The sequence below is a fragment of the Amycolatopsis sp. NPDC054798 genome, from assembly GCF_053611505.1.
In genome coordinates this window covers 1-18,628 of record NZ_JBSHAM010000073.1, presented here as the reverse complement: position 1 = coordinate 18,628, position 18,628 = coordinate 1, and the positions used below count along the sequence as shown (strand labels likewise).

Below are 18,628 nucleotides of genomic sequence, written 5' to 3'. Positions count from 1 at the left end.
CGTTATGGACACTTCGTTACACAATGCCGTAGGCTGCCCGCATGGCCCGACCGCGCACCTTCGATCGCGAGCAAGTGCTCACTGCCGCCACTGACCTGTTCTGGCGGCGGGGCTTTCACGCGACCAGCGCCGAAGAGCTGTGCCAGGCAACCGGTCTCGGCCGCAGCAGCCTGTACAACACCTTCGGCAGCAAGGGCGCGCTGTTCGCGGAATGCCTAGCTCGCTATCTTGAGACCACCGCGCGGGCCACCGCCGAGGTGATCGCGAAGAAGGGCGACGCGATAGCGCGGATCAACGCCTACCTGACGAAGGTGATCATCGAGGAAGCCGAGCGGTCGAGTTCTGGCGCGCCGAGCGGATGTCTCGCGGTCAATTCCGTCGCCGAACTGGCTGGCGACACGGAGAACGCGGAATTCCTGGCGCAGGTCGCCCGCGACACCGATGCCCGGCTGCGGCTGCTGACTGATCTCTTGCGCGCAGGTCAGGCGGCTGGCGAAGTCACCGCTGATGTTCCCGCGGAGGGCTTGGCCGCGTATGTGAACGCCAGTGTCGCCGGGCTGCGGATCTCCGCTCAAGGCGGCGCGCCGCTGGCCCGGTTGGCTGACATCGTCGAGGCGGCCACCCGGGCGCTTCGTCCGTAACAACCATCCCCGTCCTTCCCGGCTCAACGCTGGCCGGGTTTTGAACCGATCGTTACAGGAAAGGGTCTCCATGTCCGCAGTGCCCAAAGTGCCGTCCGCGGTGTACGTGCTGGCCGCTGGCATTTTCGCCATGGTCACCAGCGAATTCGCCGTCGCGGGGCTGATGCCGCAGCTCGCCGCCGGACTCGGCGTCGACGTCGCGCGGATCGGCTACCTCATCACCGTGTTCGCCGTCGCGATGGCTGCCGGCGGCCCGGTGCTGACTATGGCGTTGCTGCGCATCCGGCCGAAAGCCGCGCTGATGGTCATCTTCGCGGTGTTCTTGGCCGGCAACGTGCTGGCCGCGCTCGCGACGACGTACTCGGTGATGGTGGTCGCCCGCGTCATCAGCGGCGTCGCGTCGCAAGCGTTCTTCGGGATCGCGATTTCCCTGTGCGGGCAGCTGGTCGACGAACGCAGGCGCGGCCGGGCGATCGGCGTCGCGATGAACGGCCTGATGCTCGGCACCCTGCTCGGGCTGCCGCTGGCGACCTTCGCGGGCGGGCATTTCGGCTGGCGGACGGCGTTCTGGACGATCACCCTGCTGACCGTGCTCGCGGCGCTGCTGACTCAGTTCCAGGTGCGCGACCACGCTCCGTCCGGGCAGGCCCAGCCGCGGGAAACCGTGGACCTGCGCGTTTTCCGCCGTCCGCGGCTGCTTCTCGCGCTCGTCTCCAGCACGCTGATCATCGGCGCGACCTTTTCCGTGTTCAGCTTCTTCACCCCGATCCTGACCCAGGTCAGCGGGTTCTCGCCGGACACGGTCCCGGTGCTGCTGCTCGGCTACGGCGCGGCCACGGTCGTCGGCAACAGCGTCGTCGGGAGGCTGGCCGACCGGCACACCGTGTGGACGCTCGTAGCCGGCGCGATGCTCAACGCGGTGTTCCTCACCGGCTTCGCGCTGTTCACCGACGTGCCCGCGACCGCGCTGGCGTTCATGCTCGCGATCGGCCTGGTCGGCGTGACGATGAACCCGGCGATGGCGGTGCGGGTGCAGCGGGCGGGGAACACCAGCCCGCTGGTCAACACGGTGCATACTTCGTTCATCACGCTCGGGGTCATGCTCGGTTCGTCCGTCGGGGCCAGCCTGATCGAGCCGTACGGCCTGCGCGCGCCGATCGTTCTCGGCGCCGCGATGGCTGCCGCGGCCGTTCTGACCATTCTTCCCGCGCTCCGCCGGCGAACGGCTCAGCCGGTGCTGCCCGTTTCGGAGGTTTGCAGCGCCAGCACGGCCGGATAAGTGGTCTCCAGCAGCTGCACCAGCGATTCCACCAGGAACGCGCGCAGCTCGGCCCTTTCCAGCGTGCCGCGGACCAGCCACTCGCGGGACGCGGCACGCAGCATCCCGCCGTACGCGCGGATCATCGCCCGCAGCTGCGGATGTCCGTTCGCGGGCAGCAGGGCCGCGGCGAGCACGCGGTCGGCGGCGATCTCGTCGGCCTCCCGCATGATCCGCTCGACCTCCGGGTCGTGCGCCGCGTCGATCACCGTGAGCCAGGCGTCGCGGTTGCGTTCCACCACGTCGATCCACCGGTCGATGCCGACCTCCAGCCGCAGCCGGGGCGGGCCGTCCGGCAGCGCGTCGACCACCGGGGCGGGCACGATCGTCATCTGCCGCACCACTTCGAGATACAGCTCGCGTTTGCCGCCGAAATAGTGGTTGATCAGCGGCCGGGCCACCCCCGCCGCCGCCGCGATGTCCGAAGTGGACACCGACGAGTAGCTGCCCGCGCCGAAGCACCGCCGGGCCGCGGCGAGGATCTCGGCCCGGCGTTCGGCGGGGTCCAGCCTGCGCCGGGATCCGCTGCTCATCGCGCCAGCCTCGCCGCCGGGCGAGGTCGTTGTCAACACGATGCGGACCCCTCGGCGGCGCTGTCACCGGATGCCGTTACCCAACCGGAACAACCGGCCGGTAACTCCGGCCGCCCCGGCCGCGACCTTCTGCCGGGGGACCTGGGGCGAGCGGGAGCGGGCGATGAACGGCACGGACCAGCAGCCGCGGCCGCCCGGCCGGTGGGTCGGGGTGCGGTTGCACTACCGGCACGTCCGGATGGACGACCGGCCGTGCGCGACCGGCTGCCCGGAGGACGGGCTGACAGTGTCGTATCCGGGGATACTGATCAGCAGCTACGACTCCGGCGAACTGGTGGGGGAGCGATGGATCCCGCTGGGAGCCGAGCCGAGCGAGGAGGACGACGAGGCGCTGATCGAGCAGTTGCGGACGGCGTTGTGGTGGCAGCTTGGCGAGACTCAGCCGGACAGCTGAATCACGCCAGCCGTCGTTCGACGCCGTCGAGGAGCAGGCGCAGACCGTACTCGAAGGTCTGGTCCAGGTTGTGCTGGAACTGCTGAGTGGTCAGGAAGTCGAGCGCGGGGTAGCGCCCGGTCCCGACGATCCGCCGGAACTCGGCTTCGTGGCCGTCGAGCCATTGGTCGTTGGCGAGTCCGGTGTCCTGCCGCGCCCAGGCCTCGGACTGCCAGGTGAGCGCCAGGCCGCGGACGTGGCCGAAGAGATTGAGGTGGATGAGAAGCAGGTCTTCGGCGGGCAGTCCGGCGCGGCGCAGCGCGGCCAGCACCCACTCGGAGTACCGCATCAGGTTCGGAGTGGGCCGGGGACGGGTCATGGACAGCGCCTCGGCGACCCACGGATGCCGCCGACAGACTGTCCACAAGAGACGGACGGTGGCTTCGAGGCACGCCCGCCACGGGACCGGAGGCTCCCGCCGGATCGCTTGCCCGGCAACGGTGTCGGCCATCAAATGGACTAGTTCGTCCTTGTCGCCGACGTGCCGGTACAGCGACATCGTCGCCGCGCCGAGTTCGGTGGCGATCCGGCGCATGGACACCGACGGCAGCCCGTTCGCGTCGGCGATTTCTATTGCTATGGCGACGATCCGCTCGCGGCTCAGCTCCGGCTCCCGCTTCCGCTGCACCGACCGGACGACGGTGCCCGCGCCCGGTTTCGTGTCGACCAGGCCCAGCCCGCGCAATTCGGCGATAACCTTCGTCGCGGTCGCCATCGCGACGCCCCATTCCCGGGTGATCTGCCGGGTCGAGGGGGCCCGGTCGCCCGGCCGGAGCCGACCGCTCGCGATGTGCTCGCGGATCTCGGCGACGATCCGCTGGTAGGGCGCGGGCTCCATCGAGTCCTCCAGTGCACTAGTGCGCTCTGCTGCTCATGATGTGCAGAAGAAGAACTGCACTAGAACAAATATACCTGCGGGAGAAGCGCTCGTACGGTGTACACATGCGCACTGTCCTGATCTCCGGCGCGGGCGTCGCCGGACTTTCTCTCGCGTACTGGCTTCGGCAGTACGGTTTTCAGCCGACTCTGGTCGAGCGTGCTCCCGCGCTGCGCAATGGCGGCCAAGCGGTCGACATCCGCGGCGCGGCCCGCGAGGTCGTCGCCCGGATGGGGCTGCTGGACGAAGTCCGAGCCGCGCACACCGGCACCCACGGCATCGCATGGCTCGACGCTCGCGGGCGTCGCGTGGCGGAAATGGGAGCGGACGCGTTCGGCGATTCCGGCGGGGTGGTCGCGGACCTCGAAATCCTGCGCAGCGACCTCGTCCGGATCCTGCACGACGCCGCTGCCGCCGAAATCCATTACGGCACCGAAATCACCGCTTTGGCCGAGGAAGCCGCCGGAATCCGCACGACCTTCGACCACGGCCCGGCGCGGACGTTCGACGTCGTGGTCGGCGCGGACGGCCTCGGATCGGGCGTGCGGTCGCTGGTGTTCGGTCCGGGATCCGTTCGCGATCGCGGCTACCACCTCGGGTACTTTCCGGCCCGGACGCGGCTCGATCTGGGTGGCTGGGAAGTGGTCTACAACCTGCCCGCGGGCAACGGCGTCGGCGGCCGGGTCGTCATGCTGTACCCGCTGGGTGCCTCCGGCGAGTGCCGGGTTCTGCTCGGGTTCGTTTCGCCGGAACCGATTTCGCCGGAAGAAAGCCCGGCTGCCGTGGTTGCCGAAGTGTTCGCCGGTGCGGGATGGGAGGTTCCCGCGCTGCTGGAACAGCTCCCGGACGACCTGTACTTCTCCCGCGCCGGGGAGGTCCAGCTGACTGAATGGCATCGCGGACGCACAGTCCTGCTCGGCGATTCGGCCTTCGGCGGTTCGCTCGGCATGGGAACCAGCCTGGCTCTCGTCGGTGCCTACGTCCTCGCCGGTGAACTGTCCACTATGGAGGACCCGCGAACAGCCTTCGCTCGCTACGCCGACGAGATGCGGGATTACGTCGCAGCGAACCGGAAACGCCCACCCGGTGGGACTGGCGGATTCGCGCCGCGGACCCGCAACGGCATCCGGCTGCGCAACGCGTTCCTGCGCGCGATGCCGCATCTGCCGGGCAGGCAACGGATGCTGGGCGGGCTTCAGCGCTCGGCGAACGCCATCACGCTGAAGCCCTACCCGGCCTTACGCTCCTGATCCGGTGACCGCGCGGTCGGCCGTTTCCGTCTTCTCTCGCAGGTCCACGCCCCGGGTCTCCGGGAGCGTGAACACGACCAGCGCACTGACCACCATCAGCACGATCCCGTAGATGATGAACAGCGACGGATGCCCGTTCCCGGCGAACAGCGTCTGCAAGTACGGTGCCGTACCGCCGAACGCCGCGACGGCGATCGAGTACGGCACGCCGACGCCGACCGCGCGGATGCGGGTCGGGAAGATCTCCGCGTAGACCGCCGGGCCGATGGAGGAGAACCCGGCCATGAACAGAAGCGCGATCGACATCGCCACGAACAGCTGCCACGGCTCGCGTCCGACCATCGCGTTCAGCGGGAAACTCAGCACGAGAAGCCCCACGATCGCGATGAACAGGACCGGTTTGCGGCCGATGCGGTCGGACAGCATTCCCCACAGCGGCAAGGCGACGAGGAAGACCACGTTCGCGAACACGCCCGCCCACAGCGCGCCGGTCGGGTCGACGCCGCGCACGGTGATCGCGTACGACGGCGCGGCGACAGCCCACATGTAGTAGAGGACCGTCGCGCCGACGGTCATCCCGACGACCTGCGCGAGCAGCTTCGGGTTCTGCTTGATCGTCTGCCAGATCTGGCCCTTCTCCTTGGCGGAGTCGTTCTTCGCGGCCTGGAACACCTCGGTCTCTCGCATGCGAAGCCGCACGTAGAGCGAGTAGATCCCGAAGACGCCGCCGAGGATGAACGGGATCCGCCAGCCGAACGACAGCATCTGCTCGTGACTCAGCACGCCGGAGAGAACCGCGCCCATCAGGGTGCCGACGAGCACGCCGCAGGTGCCGGAGAAGTAGATCAGGCTCGACCACAACCCGCGGCGGGCCGGTGGGGCGACCTCGGCGATGTACGTCTGCGCGGACGGCAGCTCGCCGCCGTGCGCCAGCCCCTGGGCGAGCCGCGCCACCACAAGGATCACCGACGCCCACACGCCGATTTGGCCGTACGTCGGGGAAAGGCCGATGACCAGGCTGCCGGCGGCGGCGATCGCGACGGTCAGCGACATCGCCAGCTGGCGGCCCTTGCGGTCGGCGATCCAGCCGAACACCCAGCCGCCGATCGGCCGCGCGGCGAACCCGACCGCGAACACCGCCAGCGTGCTCAGCAGAGCCGAAACCGCGCTGTGGGCGTTGAAGAACTGCGCGGCGAAGAACGACGCGAACGTGGCGTAGACGTTCCAGTCGAACCATTCCATCGCGTTGCCGGCACCGAGCCCGAACAGGGTGCGGCGACGGTCTGGGACCACAGAAGTCATCGCAGTGCTCCTTCGGCGAAACGGTCGAGACGGCGGACGGCGAGTTCGGCGTAGACGGTGGCGGCGCGAGACAGCACGGACGGGTCGAAATCGGCGTACGGGCTGTGGTTGTTGGGTGCGCTGTGCGGTTCGAGGCCCGGCATCAGCGCGCCGAGGCCGAGGAACGTGCCCGGCACCGCGGCGAGCACGCGGGAGAAGTCCTCGGAACCGGCGACCGGGTTGGGCAGCTCGGTGTAGTACTGCTCGCCGATCGTCTCGCGGACGACCTCGGCTCCGAACGCCGTCTCGTCGACATCCGTTACGGTCACGGGGTATTCGTTCTCGAACACGACGTCTGCGGTGACGCCGTTCGCCCGCGCGACACCGTCGATCGTCTCGCGGATGGTGGTGTCGAGAAGGGCGGCGGTGTCGTCGGAGAAGCAGCGGACGGTCGCTTCGAACTCTGCGGTCGCCGGGATGACGTTGCGCTTGGTGCCACCGCGGATGACACCGACGGTGAGCACCGCCGGGTCGAAGATGTCCAGCCGCCGGGTGATCATCGTCTGCAACGCGGTGATCATCGCTGCGGCAGCCGAGATCGGGTCCTTGGCGCGGTGCGGCATTGACCCATGGCCGCCTTCGCCGTGCACGGTCACGAGCAGCTTGTGCGAGGCGGACATCAGCGTCCCGGGGCGGCTGGCGAACTGGCCGCTGGGCAGCATCGACGAGAAGACGTGCAGTCCGTACGCGGCATCAACGCGAGGACCGGCCGCGTCGAGCACGCCTTCCTTCAGCATCACGCCCGCGCCATCCCAGCCTTCTTCGCCGGGCTGGAACATCAGGACGACGTCGCCGTTGAGCCGGTCGCGATGCGTGTGCAGCAGGCGAGCCGCACCGACCAGCGACGTGGTGTGCAGATCGTGGCCGCACGCGTGCATCGCGCCGTTGGTCGCGGCGAAGTCGAGCCCGGTCGCCTCCTGCACCGGGAGCGCGTCCATGTCCGCCCGCAACAGGACCGTGCGCGGCTGAGCCGAATCCCGGGCCGGGCCTTCGCCGCGAAGCACCGCGGTGACCGACGTCGTGCCGGTGCCGGTGGAGACCTCCAAGCCGAGCCCGTCGAGTTCGCGCAGGACGCGTTCCTGGGTGCGCGGCAGGTCGAGGCCGATCTCAGGCTCGCGGTGCAGGTCGCGGCGCAGCCGGGCCAGGTCGTCCTGCTGGCTGCGGGCGTCTTCGTGGAGGTCCACCGGCTCGGCTCCTCTTCGTCGGGGAACGGCGTCTTGGTGGTCGAGTGTGCGAACTGACGCCCGATATCGAGTTAGAGTTGCCGGAATCGCTCGCGGATCGGCCTCAGGAGAAGAAATAGTGCTCGACTTACTGGAGGAGGAAGATTTTTCGCTCATCCACGCGTTGCAGTTGCGCCCCCGCGCCACCTGGACGCAACTGGCCGGCGCGCTCGACTCCTCGCCGGTGACGCTGGCCCGGCGCTGGGAGCGGCTGCGCGACGGGGGAGCGGCGTGGGTGACGGCGTATCCGCACGTGCCCGGGCTGCATCAGGTGCAGGCCGCGTACGTGGAAATCCGCTGCGCGAGCGGCCAGGTGCGCGAGCTGATCCGGGAGCTGTCGACGTGGCCTTCGGTGGCCAGCATCGAGGAGGCTTCGCGCGAATACAGCCTGGTGCTGACGGTCTTCGGCCTCGGCCTGCGCGACCTGTCCGCCTTGCTGCTGGACGCGATCCCCAGCCTGCCCGGGGTGCTCAACACACGCTCGCACCTGGCGTCGAGGCTGCACGTCGAGGGCAGTTCGTGGCGAGTAGGCGCGCTCGATCGGCGGCGCGTGCAGGCGCTGTCGCAACTACCGTCCGTCGGCAGTGGGCGGGTGACCAAGCTGCAGCCGTGGAAGGAGCCTTACGCCCCTCTGACCGCCGCCTTGGGCGAGGACGGTCGGCGCAGTGCCGCAGACCTCGCGCGGATCACCGGACGTCCGGTGTCGACGGTCCGCCGACAGCTCGGACACCTGCTGGGTGCCGACGCGCTGACGTTCCGCTGCGAAATCGCGCAGGGGCTGACGCCGTCGCCGATCGTCGTCAACTGGTGGTGTCAGGTGCCGGTGGCGCACGTGTCGACGTGCGTGGATCGGTTGCGTGCCAACCCGACTGTGCGGCAGATGGCGAGCTTGCCCGGTCCGGCGAATCTCTTGGTGACTACGTGGATGCGCTCGATCGAGGAGACGATGCGGATGCAGGAGCATCTGGAGCAGGACCTGGCGCCGCTGTCGGTGGTGGATTCGGCGCTGATCCTGCGGACGGTCAAGCGGATGGGGTGGCTGCTGGACGATTTGGGGCGGAGTACGGGGTTTGTGGTGACGATGCCCGCTCCGGACGGTTACAGCGAGCCGGTGAACTCCTCGAGGTGAACGTCGGTGCCGCGGAGGTGGCGGAGGAATTCGACTGCTTCGGGGAGGAGGACCCGGCCGGTGATGGTGAGGGAGGCCAGGCCGGGCAGGCGGGCGCCGGAGTCCAGGAGGCGGGTGAGCTGGCTGGCGTCGAGGGTGAGGATGCGGAGGGCGGGTAGGTGGGTTAGTTGGTCGATCGCTGGGATGTCTAGGCCGGAGATGGTGAGCCGGATGAGGTTCGGGAGGGTGGTCAGCGGGGTGAGGTCGACGGGGTGAGTCAGGCCGCTCAGGGTGAGATCCCACAGGGTCGGATGACCGGCGAGGGCGTTGAGGTCGGTCTGTTCGGCGGCGATGGTGAGGGATTCCAGGAGCGGCAGGTTCGTCACGGTGGGAGTCACGGTTTTCGCGCCGCGCACGCCGATATCGCGCAGCGAGCCGAGCGGCTCGAACACAGTCAGGTCGAGGTCGCCGTCGTGGCGGAGATAGCAGGCCTGGACCAGTTCCGGATGCTCAATACCGCTGATCGCTGCAGCCGGGGCGGCACCGTTGCGAACGCTCTCGACGGGGTCTCTGACCGGGAGATCGGCGAAGGGCGCGTGGACTTCGATCCGCTGATCGCCTTCGTGCAGGGTGTACCGGCCCGCGCGCAGCGCCTTCAACACCTCCTCGATCATCTCGGTGACTGAAGTGCCGACCAGCCGCGGTGTTTCGGAGATTTCGCCGTAGGCGAGCACTTGCCCTGACCGGCCCGCGGCGTCCGGGTCGAGGTCGACGGCGAGATACTCGCCGCCGTGGTTGCCGCCGAAGGTCACCCACCAGTCGTTGCGGAAGACGCGCTTGAGCCGTCCCGGCGGTTCGGCGTCGAACACCGGACTCGTGTCGTCCAGCGGGTTTTCGTGGAGCACCCCGGTGTACGAGCCGGGCAGGACGTCGTGGTACTCCTCGACCAGCCTTTCCAGCGAATCGTGCGCGTAGTAGCTGAGCAGTCCGGTCTCGCCGGAATCCTCGCCGATCAGGCGGAAAAGCGCACGCAGGTCTTCAGGCAGCCGAATCCCGATCCGGGCCTCGGCGGCGGAGATTTCCTCCTCGCTCGCTCCGGGAGCCCAATCGGGGGCGTGTCCCATGATCGCGGTGTATCGCTCGGCGAACTCTTCGACGAGAGCGCCGACTTCCCGCAATACCGCAGGATCGGTCGGCTTCCCGGTCGGCTCGATGCCCGCTGGTCTCGGCATGCCGGGCAATGGGTGCCCTGGGCAACGGAAATCGGGGTCGAACACGAAGCGGGCCCGCTCGATCAGCAGCTCGATGTCGGAGCTGAACGAGAACCGGTAACTGCCGTCCCGGAGGAGCCGCATTTCGTACACTCCGTGCGGCAAGTCGGGCGGGAACACCCCGAAGGTGTTGACGTGCAGGTTCGGGTCCTCCAGCGGCCCCTCGTCCAGCCACCCCGCAGCCCGTGTTCCCCGGCCACGCCACGAGATCTGCAGCACCGCGTCCGACCGGCGGTCGCCGACCGCGTCGCGAACCCGCTCTGCCAACGTCCGCCCGATCTCCCCCAGATCCACGAAGCCAGCCTAGCGAGAAATCCCCCAGCAGCAGAGTCGTCAAGCACGCAACCCGTCGAACGCCATCTTGCACACCGCGTCCGCCAGTTCCTCCGCCGACGCCCCCCGCCGCGGCCGGTACCACTCGATCAGCGAGTTCACCGTGCCGAACAGCAACCGCGCCGCGATCGCCGGGTCGATGTCCGGCCGGACATCCCCCTCCGCCTCGGCCTGCTTGACCAAATCCGTCACCAGATGGTCGAACTCGCGCCGCCGCGCCAACGCCGCCCGCTCGGCCTTCGTGTTTCCCCGCACCCGCAGCAGCAGCGTCACGAACGGCAACCGGTCCGCCAGCACCAGCACACTCCCGCGCACCAGATGCTCCAAGCGGTCGATCGCGCGCCCGTCGAGCGCCTCCGTCGATTCCGCGACCTCGAACAATCCGTCCAGCGCCCGGTCCACCGCCAGCCGCAGCAATTCCTCTTTGCTCGGCACGTGGTGGTAGATCGCGGATTTCGTGATGCCGAGCTTGCGCGACAGGTCCTCCATGCTGGTCCCGTCGTAACCGCGGTCGTTGAAAAGCTTGACCGCGACCTGGAGCAGAGACTCCAGGTCGTAGCCAGGCCGGCCGCGGCGGGCGGGGGCGGTCACGAGCGTTCGTCCAGCACGCGGCGCATTTTACCGAGCGAACGCTCCAGCGTGTCCGGGTCCACGACCTCCACCGACACGCTCACGCCGACGCCGTCCTTCACCCCGGCGGCCACCACGGCAGCGGCGGCATTCCGGGCTTCAGCAGTCGTGTCCGCGCGGGCTTCGACGCGCACGGTGAGGTGGTCCAGGCGGCCGCGGGTCGAGCGGACCAGCTGGAAGTGCGGGCTCAACCCCTCGGTGCGCAGCACGATTTCCTCGATCTGGGTGGGGAAAACGTTGACCCCGCGCAAAATGATCAGATCGTCGCTGCGGCCGGTGACCTTCTCCATCCGGCGGAAGGCCGGGCGCGCGGTGCCGGGCAGCAGGCGGGTCAGGTCGCGGGTGCGGTAGCGGATGATCGGCAGCGCCTGTTTGGTCAGCGACGTGAACAGCAATTCGCCGCGTTCGCCCTCGGGCAGCACCTGCTCGGTGAACGGGTCGATCACCTCGGGGAAGAAATGGTCCTCCCAGATGTGCAGGCCGTCCTTGGTTTCCGCGCATTCCTGCGCGACGCCGGGGCCCATCACCTCGGACAGGCCGTAGATGTCGACCGCGTCGAGCGCGAAGCGTTCTTCGATCTCGCTGCGCATCTGCTCGGTCCACGGCTCCGCGCCGAAAATGCCGACCTTCAGCGAACTGGCCCGAGGATCCACGCCCTGGCGCTCGAATTCGTCGAGCAGCGTCAGCATGTACGACGGCGTGATCATGATGATCTCCGGCTTGAAGTCGGTGATCAGCTGGACCTGCCGGGCGGTCATCCCGCCGGACGCCGGAATGACTGTGCAGCCAAGCTTTTCCGCGCCGTAATGCGCGCCGAGCCCGCCGGTGAACAGGCCGTATCCGTAGGCGACGTGCACCTTGTGCCCCGGCCGTCCGCCCGCGGCGTGGATCGAGCGCGCCATCACCGTGGCCCAGGTGTCCAGGTCGTCCTCGGTGTAGCCGACGACGGTCGGCTTTCCGGTGGTGCCGCTGGACGCGTGCAGCCGGCGGATCTGGTCCTGCGGCACAGCGAACATGCCGAACGGGTAGCTCTCGCGCAGGTCGGCCTTGGTGGTGAAGGGGAACTTCGCCAGATCGCCCAGCTCGCGGCAGTCGTCCGGGTGCACGCCCGCTTCGGCGAACTTCTTGCGGTATAGCGGGACGTTCTCGTACGCGTGCCGCAGAGTCCACTGCAGCCGCTCCAGTTGGAGCGAGGCCAGCTCGTCGGCACTGAGGTTTTCGGCGAGGTGTGCAGTCAGGGGAGTCACTGTGTTTCCCGGGTTTTCTCGATGACGCGGCTGCGGCCGCGGAATTCGGCGACGACCTCGGGCCCGCCGGGGGTTTCCCGGTGCACGGTGACGTCGTAGATGCCGTTGCGGCCGTAGCGGGTGCGCTCGGTGGCCGTCGCGACGAGGTGGTCGCCCAGTTTTCCGGCGGCGACGAACGAGATCTCCGCGCCCGAGGCGACGGTGACCGGCCCGTGCGTGTTGCAGGCGAGGGCGAAAGCGGTGTCGGCGAGCAGGAACACGTACCCGCCGTGAGCGATGTCGTGTCCGTTGACCATCGTCTCGGTGACCTTCATCGTGGCCACCGCTCTGCCGTCGGCCGCCTCGACGAGTTCGATGCCGAGGGAGCGGGACGCCTCGTCCGTGTCGAACATGGCGTGCGCGGCGTTGCGGGTCACGAGACAGCCTTCCGGGACGGGGACTTACTGACCGAATGGCCGGTAATCCCGGCTGGAGCCCAGTAAAGGCCGCGGCCCGGGCAGTGTCAAGCAATGCGGGGGTTCCGATCAGCGGGGAGAACGGCTATCCTGCGAATTACTGAACGTCCGGTTGGTAATTCGGCGAGAGGGTCGGCATGGTTCTGCTCCGCAGCTACGTCTCCGGGGGATGGCACACGGCGCCGGGCGAGGGCGCCCCGCTGCACGACGCGGCGACCGGGGAGGAAGTGGCCCGGATTTCGTCGGAGGGGATCGACTTCGCCGCGGCGCTCGAGTACGGCCGCAGCGTCGGCGGTCCGGCGTTGCGGAAGCTGACCTTCCATCAGCGGGCTGCGCTGCTGAAGGCGCTCGCTGCGCACCTGCGTGAGCACCGCGAAGAGCTGTACGCGCTGTCGGCGCGCACGGGTGCGACGCTCGGCGACTCGAAGTTCGACATCGACGGCGGCATCGGCGTTCTGTTCAGCTATGGCTCGAAAGGCAAGCGCGAGCTGCCGAACGACACGGTGTACGTCGAGGGCGCAGTGGAGCCGCTGAGCCGCGGCGGCACGTTCGTCGCGCAGCACATCGCCACGCCGCTGCAGGGCGTCGCGATCCAGATCAACGCCTTCAACTTCCCGGTGTGGGGTCCGCTGGAGAAGTTCGCGCCCGCGTTCCTCGCCGGGGTGCCGAGCTTGATCAAACCGGCCAGCCAGACCGCGTATCTGACCGCGCGGCTCGTGGAGCTGATTGTCGAGTCGGGGATTTTGCCCGAGGGCACGGTGCAGTTCGTCGCGGGCAGTGTCGGCGATCTGCTCGACCACGTCACGGCGCAGGACCTGGTGTCGTTCACCGGTTCGGCGTCGACCGCGCAGAAGCTGCGCGCGCACCCGGCGATCGTGCGGAATTCGGTGCGGTTCAACGCCGAGGCCGACTCGCTGAACTGTTCGATCCTCGCCCCGGACGCCCGGCCGTCGACGCCGGAGTTCGACCTGTTCGTCAAGCAGCTGACCACCGAGATGACGGTGAAGGCCGGGCAGAAGTGCACCGCGATCCGTCGCGCGTTCGTCCCGGCCGAGATGCTGGACGACGTCGCCGAAGCGGTCAGCGCCCGGCTCGCCAAGGTGACGGTCGGCAACCCGAATGCAGAGGGCGTCCGCATGGGCGCGCTGGCCAGCCTGGAGCAGCGCGAGGAGGTACGCCGTTCGCTGAAGGCCCTGCTCGACGCGGGCAGTATCGTCTTCGGCGACCCGGAGCACGTCGACGTCGTGGACGGCGACGAGGCGACCGGCGCGTTCATCTCGCCGATCCTGCTCAAGGCCGACCCGGAGCGGGCGGAGCCGCACGAGGTCGAGGCGTTCGGCCCGGTGTCCACGCTGATGCCCTACACGTCGGTCAAGCAGGTCATCGAGTTCGCGGCGCGCGGCGGCGGCAGCCTGGCCGGTTCGGTAGTGACCGGCGACCCGGTGTTCGCCCGCGAGATCGTGCTGGGCGTCGCGCCGTACCACGGCCGGCTGCTCGTGCTCGACAGCGAAGACGCGAAGGAGTCCACGGGGCACGGTTCGCCGATGCCGCAGCTGGTGCACGGCGGCCCGGGTCGCGCGGGCGGCGGCGAGGAGATGGGCGGTATTCGCGGCGTACTGCACCACATGCAGCGCACCGCCGTGCAGGGCAGCCCGAAGGTGCTCGGCGCCGTCACCGGCCGGTGGGTCGAGGGCGGTCCGCGCGTCGAGGGCGAGCACCCGTTCCGGAAGTCGTTGGCGGAGCTGAACATCGGCGACACCGTGGTGGCCGGTCCGCGTACCGTCACGCGTGCCGACATCGACCACTTCGCCGAGTTCACCGGCGACACCTTCTACGCGCACACCGACGAGGCGGCGGCAGCGGCGAACCCGCTGTTCGGCGGCATCGTGGCGCACGGCTACCTGGTCGTCTCGTTCGCGGCGGGCTTGTTCGTGTCCCCCGAGCCGGGCCCGGTGCTGGCCAACTACGGCCTGGAGAACCTGCGCTTCCTCACGCCGGTGAAGGAGGGCGACGCGCTGACGGTCACCTTGACGGCCAAGCAGATCACGCCGCGGATCGACCAGGACTACGGCGAAGTCCGCTGGGACGCCGACGTCACCAACTCCGACGGCGACTCGGTCGCGAAGTACGACGTGCTCACCCTCGTCTCGAAGGAGCAGCCGTGACCGCTGTGGCAGAGCCTGAACTGGAAGCCCTGTTCGAGCACACCATCGAACGGGACCAGCGCATCGAGCCGCGAGACTGGGTTCCCGAGGGCTACCGCAAGACGATGATCCGCCAGATCGCGCAGCACGCGCATTCGGAGATCATCGGCATGCAGCCGGAAGGCAACTGGATCACCCGCGCGCCGTCGTTGCGGCGCAAGGCGATCCTGCTCGCGAAGGTGCAGGACGAGGCCGGGCACGGGCTGTACCTGTACTCCGCGGCGGCGACGCTCGGCGCGGACCGCGCGGACCTCACCGACAAGCTCATCACCGGCAGGCAGAAGTATTCGTCGATCTTCAACTACCCGACGCTGACCTTCGCCGACGTCGGCGTGATCGGCTGGCTGGTCGACGGCGCGGCGATCTGCAACCAGGTGCCGCTGTGCCGGTCGTCCTACGGACCGTACGCGCGGGCGATGATCCGGATCTGCAAGGAGGAGTCCTTCCACCAGCGGCAGGGCTACGAGCTGCTGATGACCATGATGAAGGGCACCCAGCAGCAGCGGGACATGGTGCAGGAGGCGGTGAACCGCTGGTGGTGGCCGTCGCTGATGATGTTCGGCCCGCCGGACGCGGATTCGCCGAACACCGCGCAGTCGATGGCGTGGAAGATCAAGCGGCACACCAACGACGAGCTGCGGCAGCGCTTTGTCGACATGTCCGTGCCGCAGGCCGAGGCGCTCGGCGTGACCTTCCCGGACCCCGAGCTGCGCTGGAACGCCGAGCGGGAGCATTACGACTTCGGCGCGGTCGACTGGGACGAGTTCAAGAACGTGCTCAAGGGCAACGGTCCGTGCAACGCCGAGCGGATCGCGCACCGGCGGCGCGCGCACGACGAGGGTGCCTGGGTTCGAGAAGCCGCTGCGGCGCACGCGGCCAAGAAAGAGGTTTCGGCATGAAGCACGACTGGCCGCTGTACGAGGTTTTCGTCCGCGGGAAGCGCGGCTTGAACCACGTGCACGTGGGTTCGCTGCACGCGGCGGACGACGAGATGGCGCTGCATCACGCGCGCGATCTCTACACGCGTCGCAACGAGGGCGTGTCGATCTGGGTCGTGCGTGCCTCGGACATCACCGCGTCGTCGCCGGACGAGAAGGATCCGTTCTTCGCGCCCAGCGGGGACAAGGTGTACCGGCACCCGACGTTCTACGACATTCCCGACAACGTTCCCCACATGTGAGGTCTGGGATGTCTTTTGACAACGTCTACGAAGCCATCACCGAGGACAACGACGCGCGGTGGGCGTTCGGCACCGGGTTCGCCGATCCGCTGTCCGGTGTGGACACTTCGGTTCCGTCCGGAGTGGACGGTGCGCAGCTGGCCGCGTACTGCCTGATGCTGGGCGACGACGCGCTGATCTTCTCGCACCGGCTGCAGGAATGGGTCAGCAACGCGCCCGAACTGGAGGACGAGGTCGCGATCGCGAACATCGCCCTTGACCTGCTCGGCCAGGCGCGGCTGCTGCTGGCCCGTTCCGGCAAGGCCGACGGCACTGACCGGTCCGAGGACACGTTCGCGTTCTTGCGCGCCGAGAACGAGTTCCGGAACGTACGGCTGGCTGAGCTGGGCGGCGGGCACTTCGGGCATTTGATCGCGCAGCTGTTCGTGTTCTCGACCTGGCGGCTCGCGCTGTTCCAGCAGCTGGAGTCCAGTGTGGACCCGGTGCTGGCGGCGATCGCGGCCAAGGGTGTGAAGGAATTGGCCTATCACCGGGATTACGCCGCGCAGTGGCTGGTTCGGCTGGGTGACGGGACGCCGTTGTCGCACGATCGGATGGCCGAGGGGCTGGCCGCGGTGTGGCCGTATGTCGAGGAGTTGTTCGCGACTCATCCGGCTGAACTGCTGGACGCTGCTTCGGTGCGGCCGGAGTTCGACGCGATCGTGGATCAAGCGTTGGCGGCGGCCACTTTGGAGCGACCGGAGATCGGGGCTATCGCTGGGGTTTCCGGCCGGACTGGCCGCGACGGGGTGCATACCGAGCAGATGGGTTTCCTTCTGGCCGAGATGCAGAGTGTGGCTCGGGCGATGCCTGGGGCGTCGTGGTGACCGCGCTGGCCGTGGCCTCTACGGTCACTGATCCCGAGCTGCCGATGTTGACGCTCGCGGATCTGGGTGTGCTGCGCGAAGTGTCCGAAGAGGATGGTCGGGTTACGGTTTCTATTACGCCGACCTACACCGGTTGCCCGGCTATGGACACTATGCGGGACGACCTGGAGCACGCGCTGCGGGGCGCGGGGTACGCCGAGATCGATATCCGTACGGTGCTCGAACCGGCTTGGACTTCGGACTGGATCAGTGAGGACGGTCGTCGCAAACTCGCCGAAGCTGGGATTGCTCCGCCGGGTTCCGCGCCGCGTCGGTCGGGGCCGATTCCGTTGACACTGGGGCCTTCGGTGCGTCGAGTGGCCTGTCCGCGTTGCGGGTCTTTGGATACCGAGGAGCAGTCTCGGTTCAGTGCGACTGCATGCAAAGCGTTGCGGCGGTGCCGGTCCTGCTGGGAACCGTTCGAACACGTCAAGGAGATTTGAGTGACTGCCACCGTTTCCCGCCGTGCCGGGTTCCATCCGTTGCGGGTGGCCGAGGTCGAGCGGCTCTGCGACGACGCTGTGGCCGTTACGTTCGACGTGCCGGACGAGCTGGCGTCGGCTTACGCGTTCGCTCCTGGACAGTCGCTCACCTTGCGCCGGATGGTGGACGGCCGGGACGAGCGGCGGTCGTATTCGATCTGTGCCGCGGCGGGGGAGCGGCCGCGGGTCGGGGTGCGGCTGGTGCCGGACGGCGTGTTCTCGACGTGGCTGGTCAATGAGGTTCGTCCGGGAGACACGGTCGAGGTTTCCGCGCCGACGGGGTCGTTTACTCCCGATCTTTCCGCGGGCGGCCACCATGTGTTGATCGCCGCGGGTTCCGGGATCACACCGGTGTTGTCGATCGCGGCTTCGTTGCTGGCTACTCCGGATGCTTCGGTGACTGTTCTTTACGGGAACCGGCGTACGGACACGGTGATGTTCGCGGACGAGCTGGCTGATTTGAAGGACCGGTATCCGGCTCGGCTGGAGTTGGTGCACGTTCTGTCCCGGGAGCCGCGTGAGGCGGAGTTGTTCACCGGGCGGTTGGACGCGGACAAGCTGAAGGCGTTGTTCGGGTCGATCGTGCCGGTGGACGAGGTGGACCATTTCTGGTTGTGCGGTCCGTTCGGGATGGTGACCTCGGCGCAGGATCTGCTTGCGGCGCTGGGGGTTCCCGGAGAGCGGATTCATCAGGAACTGTTCTATGTGGACGATGTGCCGCCGGAACCGGTGAAGCATGTCGACCCCGCGGTGGCCGGTGCTTCGTCGGAGGTCACGCTGGTGCTGGACGGGCGGTCTACGACGATGAGCTTGCCCCGGGAATCCTCGGTGCTGGACGGGGCGCAGCGGTTCCGGCCGGATCTGCCGTTCGCGTGCAAGGGCGGGGTTTGCGGGACTTGCCGAGCCCGGGTGACGGAGGGGGCGGTGGATATGCGGCGGAACTTCGCGTTGGAGAAGTCCGAGGTGGAGGCTGGGTTTGTGCTGACGTGTCAGTCGCATCCGGTTTCGGAGCGGGTGACGGTGGATTTTGATGCTTGAGGGGTGACTTTGTTGAGCGGGGCACCCCGAAGCTGATTGTGACGACGGCGCGGGGGTGCTTGTCAAGGCGGGAAATATTCAATGACAAGAATACCCGCG

The 18,628-nt window shown here is 68.3% G+C and carries 19 protein-coding genes; 11 read left to right on the top strand and 8 right to left on the bottom strand.

Annotated elements, in window-relative coordinates; genetic code table 11:
- Window positions 1-41 precede the first annotated feature (41 nt).
- Both ACWGIC_RS33490 and ACWGIC_RS33485 read left to right on the top strand, forming a co-directional pair.
- Complete coding sequence (locus ACWGIC_RS33490; RefSeq protein ID WP_452079916.1) at window positions 42-641, top strand: TetR/AcrR family transcriptional regulator; 600 nt, start codon at window positions 42-44, stop codon at window positions 639-641.
- Window positions 642-711: 70 nt separating this feature from the next.
- Window positions 712-1,920: an MFS transporter gene (locus ACWGIC_RS33485; protein ID WP_452079915.1), complete on the top strand. Its 1,209-nt coding sequence runs from the start codon at window positions 712-714 to the stop codon at window positions 1,918-1,920.
- Here ACWGIC_RS33485 and ACWGIC_RS33480 read toward each other — a convergent pair.
- Window positions 1,869-2,492, bottom strand: coding sequence for a TetR/AcrR family transcriptional regulator (locus ACWGIC_RS33480; RefSeq protein ID WP_452079914.1), 624 nt, complete (start codon window positions 2,490-2,492; stop codon window positions 1,869-1,871). The genes ACWGIC_RS33485 and ACWGIC_RS33480 overlap by 52 nt on opposite strands.
- A 163-nt stretch (window positions 2,493-2,655) precedes the next feature.
- On the opposite strand from ACWGIC_RS33480, the gene ACWGIC_RS33475 reads away from it, so the two are divergent.
- Window positions 2,656-2,946, top strand: a complete 291-nt coding sequence (locus ACWGIC_RS33475) for a hypothetical protein (protein WP_452079913.1) — start codon at window positions 2,656-2,658, stop codon at window positions 2,944-2,946.
- 1 nt (window position 2,947) lies between these two features.
- Here the strand turns inward: ACWGIC_RS33475 and ACWGIC_RS33470 are convergent, their stop codons facing one another.
- Entirely contained in the window at window positions 2,948-3,823 is an 876-nt protein-coding gene (locus ACWGIC_RS33470; protein ID WP_452079912.1) for a TetR/AcrR family transcriptional regulator C-terminal domain-containing protein, read from the bottom strand.
- Between the two features lie 104 nt (window positions 3,824-3,927).
- On the opposite strand from ACWGIC_RS33470, the gene ACWGIC_RS33465 reads away from it, so the two are divergent.
- Window positions 3,928-5,112 (top strand): FAD-dependent monooxygenase, encoded by a 1,185-nt coding sequence (locus ACWGIC_RS33465; RefSeq protein WP_452079911.1) that lies wholly within the window; start codon window positions 3,928-3,930, stop codon window positions 5,110-5,112.
- On the opposite strand, the gene ACWGIC_RS33460 is transcribed toward ACWGIC_RS33465, so the two are convergent.
- Both ACWGIC_RS33460 and ACWGIC_RS33455 read right to left on the bottom strand, forming a co-directional pair.
- Window positions 5,101-6,414, bottom strand: a complete 1,314-nt coding sequence (locus ACWGIC_RS33460; RefSeq protein ID WP_452079910.1) for an MFS transporter — start codon at window positions 6,412-6,414, stop codon at window positions 5,101-5,103. The two genes, ACWGIC_RS33465 and ACWGIC_RS33460, sit on opposite strands and share 12 nt — an antisense overlap.
- Window positions 6,411-7,637 (bottom strand): M20 metallopeptidase family protein, encoded by a 1,227-nt coding sequence (locus tag ACWGIC_RS33455; protein ID WP_452079909.1) that lies wholly within the window; start codon window positions 7,635-7,637, stop codon window positions 6,411-6,413. Before ACWGIC_RS33455 ends, ACWGIC_RS33460 begins: the two co-directional genes overlap by 4 nt.
- Window positions 7,638-7,755: 118 nt before the next feature.
- Between ACWGIC_RS33455 and ACWGIC_RS33450 the strand changes: the two genes are divergently transcribed.
- Window positions 7,756-8,805, top strand: a complete 1,050-nt coding sequence (locus tag ACWGIC_RS33450) for an Lrp/AsnC ligand binding domain-containing protein (RefSeq protein ID WP_452079908.1) — start codon at window positions 7,756-7,758, stop codon at window positions 8,803-8,805.
- Here the strand turns inward: ACWGIC_RS33450 and ACWGIC_RS33445 are convergent.
- From ACWGIC_RS33445 to paaI, 4 genes are read right to left on the bottom strand one after another with little or no spacing between them, the layout of a single operon-like run.
- On the bottom strand, window positions 8,775-10,349 hold the full coding sequence (locus tag ACWGIC_RS33445; protein WP_452079907.1) for an SMI1/KNR4 family protein: 1,575 nt from the start codon (window positions 10,347-10,349) through the stop codon (window positions 8,775-8,777). The two genes, ACWGIC_RS33450 and ACWGIC_RS33445, sit on opposite strands and share 31 nt — an antisense overlap.
- A gap of 39 nt (window positions 10,350-10,388) precedes the next feature.
- Entirely contained in the window at window positions 10,389-10,979 is a 591-nt protein-coding gene (locus ACWGIC_RS33440; protein WP_452079906.1) for a TetR family transcriptional regulator, read from the bottom strand.
- Window positions 10,976-12,265 (bottom strand): phenylacetate--CoA ligase PaaK, encoded by a 1,290-nt coding sequence (gene paaK, locus ACWGIC_RS33435; protein ID WP_452079905.1) that lies wholly within the window; start codon window positions 12,263-12,265, stop codon window positions 10,976-10,978. Before paaK ends, ACWGIC_RS33440 begins: the two co-directional genes overlap by 4 nt.
- Window positions 12,262-12,657 (bottom strand): hydroxyphenylacetyl-CoA thioesterase PaaI, encoded by a 396-nt coding sequence (paaI, locus tag ACWGIC_RS33430; RefSeq protein ID WP_452079934.1) that lies wholly within the window; start codon window positions 12,655-12,657, stop codon window positions 12,262-12,264. The genes paaK and paaI overlap by 4 nt, the downstream gene beginning before the upstream one ends.
- Before the next feature lie 200 nt (window positions 12,658-12,857).
- On the opposite strand from paaI, the gene paaZ reads away from it, so the two are divergent.
- The 6 genes from paaZ to paaE are packed head-to-tail and all read left to right on the top strand — an operon-like array spanning window position 12,858 to window position 18,529.
- Window positions 12,858-14,885 carry a phenylacetic acid degradation bifunctional protein PaaZ gene (paaZ, locus tag ACWGIC_RS33425; RefSeq protein WP_452079904.1) on the top strand — a complete coding sequence of 676 codons (2,028 nt, stop codon included), beginning with the start codon at window positions 12,858-12,860 and terminating at the stop codon, window positions 14,883-14,885.
- A complete protein-coding gene (gene paaA / locus ACWGIC_RS33420; RefSeq protein WP_452079903.1) occupies window positions 14,882-15,823 on the top strand; it encodes a 1,2-phenylacetyl-CoA epoxidase subunit PaaA in 942 nt (313 codons plus the stop codon). The genes paaZ and paaA overlap by 4 nt, the downstream gene beginning before the upstream one ends.
- Window positions 15,820-16,104, top strand: a complete 285-nt coding sequence (gene paaB, locus ACWGIC_RS33415) for a 1,2-phenylacetyl-CoA epoxidase subunit PaaB (protein WP_009073848.1) — start codon at window positions 15,820-15,822, stop codon at window positions 16,102-16,104. The genes paaA and paaB overlap by 4 nt, the downstream gene beginning before the upstream one ends.
- 8 nt (window positions 16,105-16,112) lie before the next feature.
- The gene (gene paaC, locus ACWGIC_RS33410) at window positions 16,113-16,970 is read left to right on the top strand and encodes a 1,2-phenylacetyl-CoA epoxidase subunit PaaC (RefSeq protein ID WP_452079902.1); all 858 of its coding nucleotides are present in this window, start codon (window positions 16,113-16,115) and stop codon (window positions 16,968-16,970) included.
- Complete coding sequence (gene paaD, locus ACWGIC_RS33405) at window positions 16,964-17,452, top strand: 1,2-phenylacetyl-CoA epoxidase subunit PaaD (protein ID WP_452079901.1); 489 nt, start codon at window positions 16,964-16,966, stop codon at window positions 17,450-17,452. The genes paaC and paaD overlap by 7 nt, the downstream gene beginning before the upstream one ends.
- On the top strand, window positions 17,453-18,529 hold the full coding sequence (paaE, locus tag ACWGIC_RS33400) for a 1,2-phenylacetyl-CoA epoxidase subunit PaaE (RefSeq protein WP_452079900.1): 1,077 nt from the start codon (window positions 17,453-17,455) through the stop codon (window positions 18,527-18,529).
- The last annotated feature ends 99 nt before the right edge of the window (window positions 18,530-18,628 follow it).

What these genes read in the sequence shown, in the direction of transcription:
- paaI (WP_452079934.1), bottom strand. Translation starts at nt 12,657, where the DNA reads ATGTTCGACACGGACGAGGCGTCCCGCTCCCTCGGCATCGAACTCGTC.
- paaZ (WP_452079904.1), top strand. Translation starts at nt 12,858, where the DNA reads ATGGTTCTGCTCCGCAGCTACGTCTCCGGGGGATGGCACACGGCGCCG.
- ACWGIC_RS33460 (WP_452079910.1), bottom strand. Translation starts at nt 6,414, where the DNA reads ATGACTTCTGTGGTCCCAGACCGTCGCCGCACCCTGTTCGGGCTCGGT.
- ACWGIC_RS33485 (WP_452079915.1), top strand. Translation starts at nt 712, where the DNA reads ATGTCCGCAGTGCCCAAAGTGCCGTCCGCGGTGTACGTGCTGGCCGCT.
- ACWGIC_RS33475 (WP_452079913.1), top strand. Translation starts at nt 2,656, where the DNA reads ATGAACGGCACGGACCAGCAGCCGCGGCCGCCCGGCCGGTGGGTCGGG.
- paaC (WP_452079902.1), top strand. Translation starts at nt 16,113, where the DNA reads ATGTCTTTTGACAACGTCTACGAAGCCATCACCGAGGACAACGACGCG.
- ACWGIC_RS33465 (WP_452079911.1), top strand. Translation starts at nt 3,928, where the DNA reads ATGCGCACTGTCCTGATCTCCGGCGCGGGCGTCGCCGGACTTTCTCTC.
- ACWGIC_RS33490 (WP_452079916.1), top strand. Translation starts at nt 42, where the DNA reads ATGGCCCGACCGCGCACCTTCGATCGCGAGCAAGTGCTCACTGCCGCC.
- ACWGIC_RS33480 (WP_452079914.1), bottom strand. Translation starts at nt 2,492, where the DNA reads ATGAGCAGCGGATCCCGGCGCAGGCTGGACCCCGCCGAACGCCGGGCC.
- paaB (WP_009073848.1), top strand. Translation starts at nt 15,820, where the DNA reads ATGAAGCACGACTGGCCGCTGTACGAGGTTTTCGTCCGCGGGAAGCGC.
- ACWGIC_RS33470 (WP_452079912.1), bottom strand. Translation starts at nt 3,823, where the DNA reads ATGGAGCCCGCGCCCTACCAGCGGATCGTCGCCGAGATCCGCGAGCAC.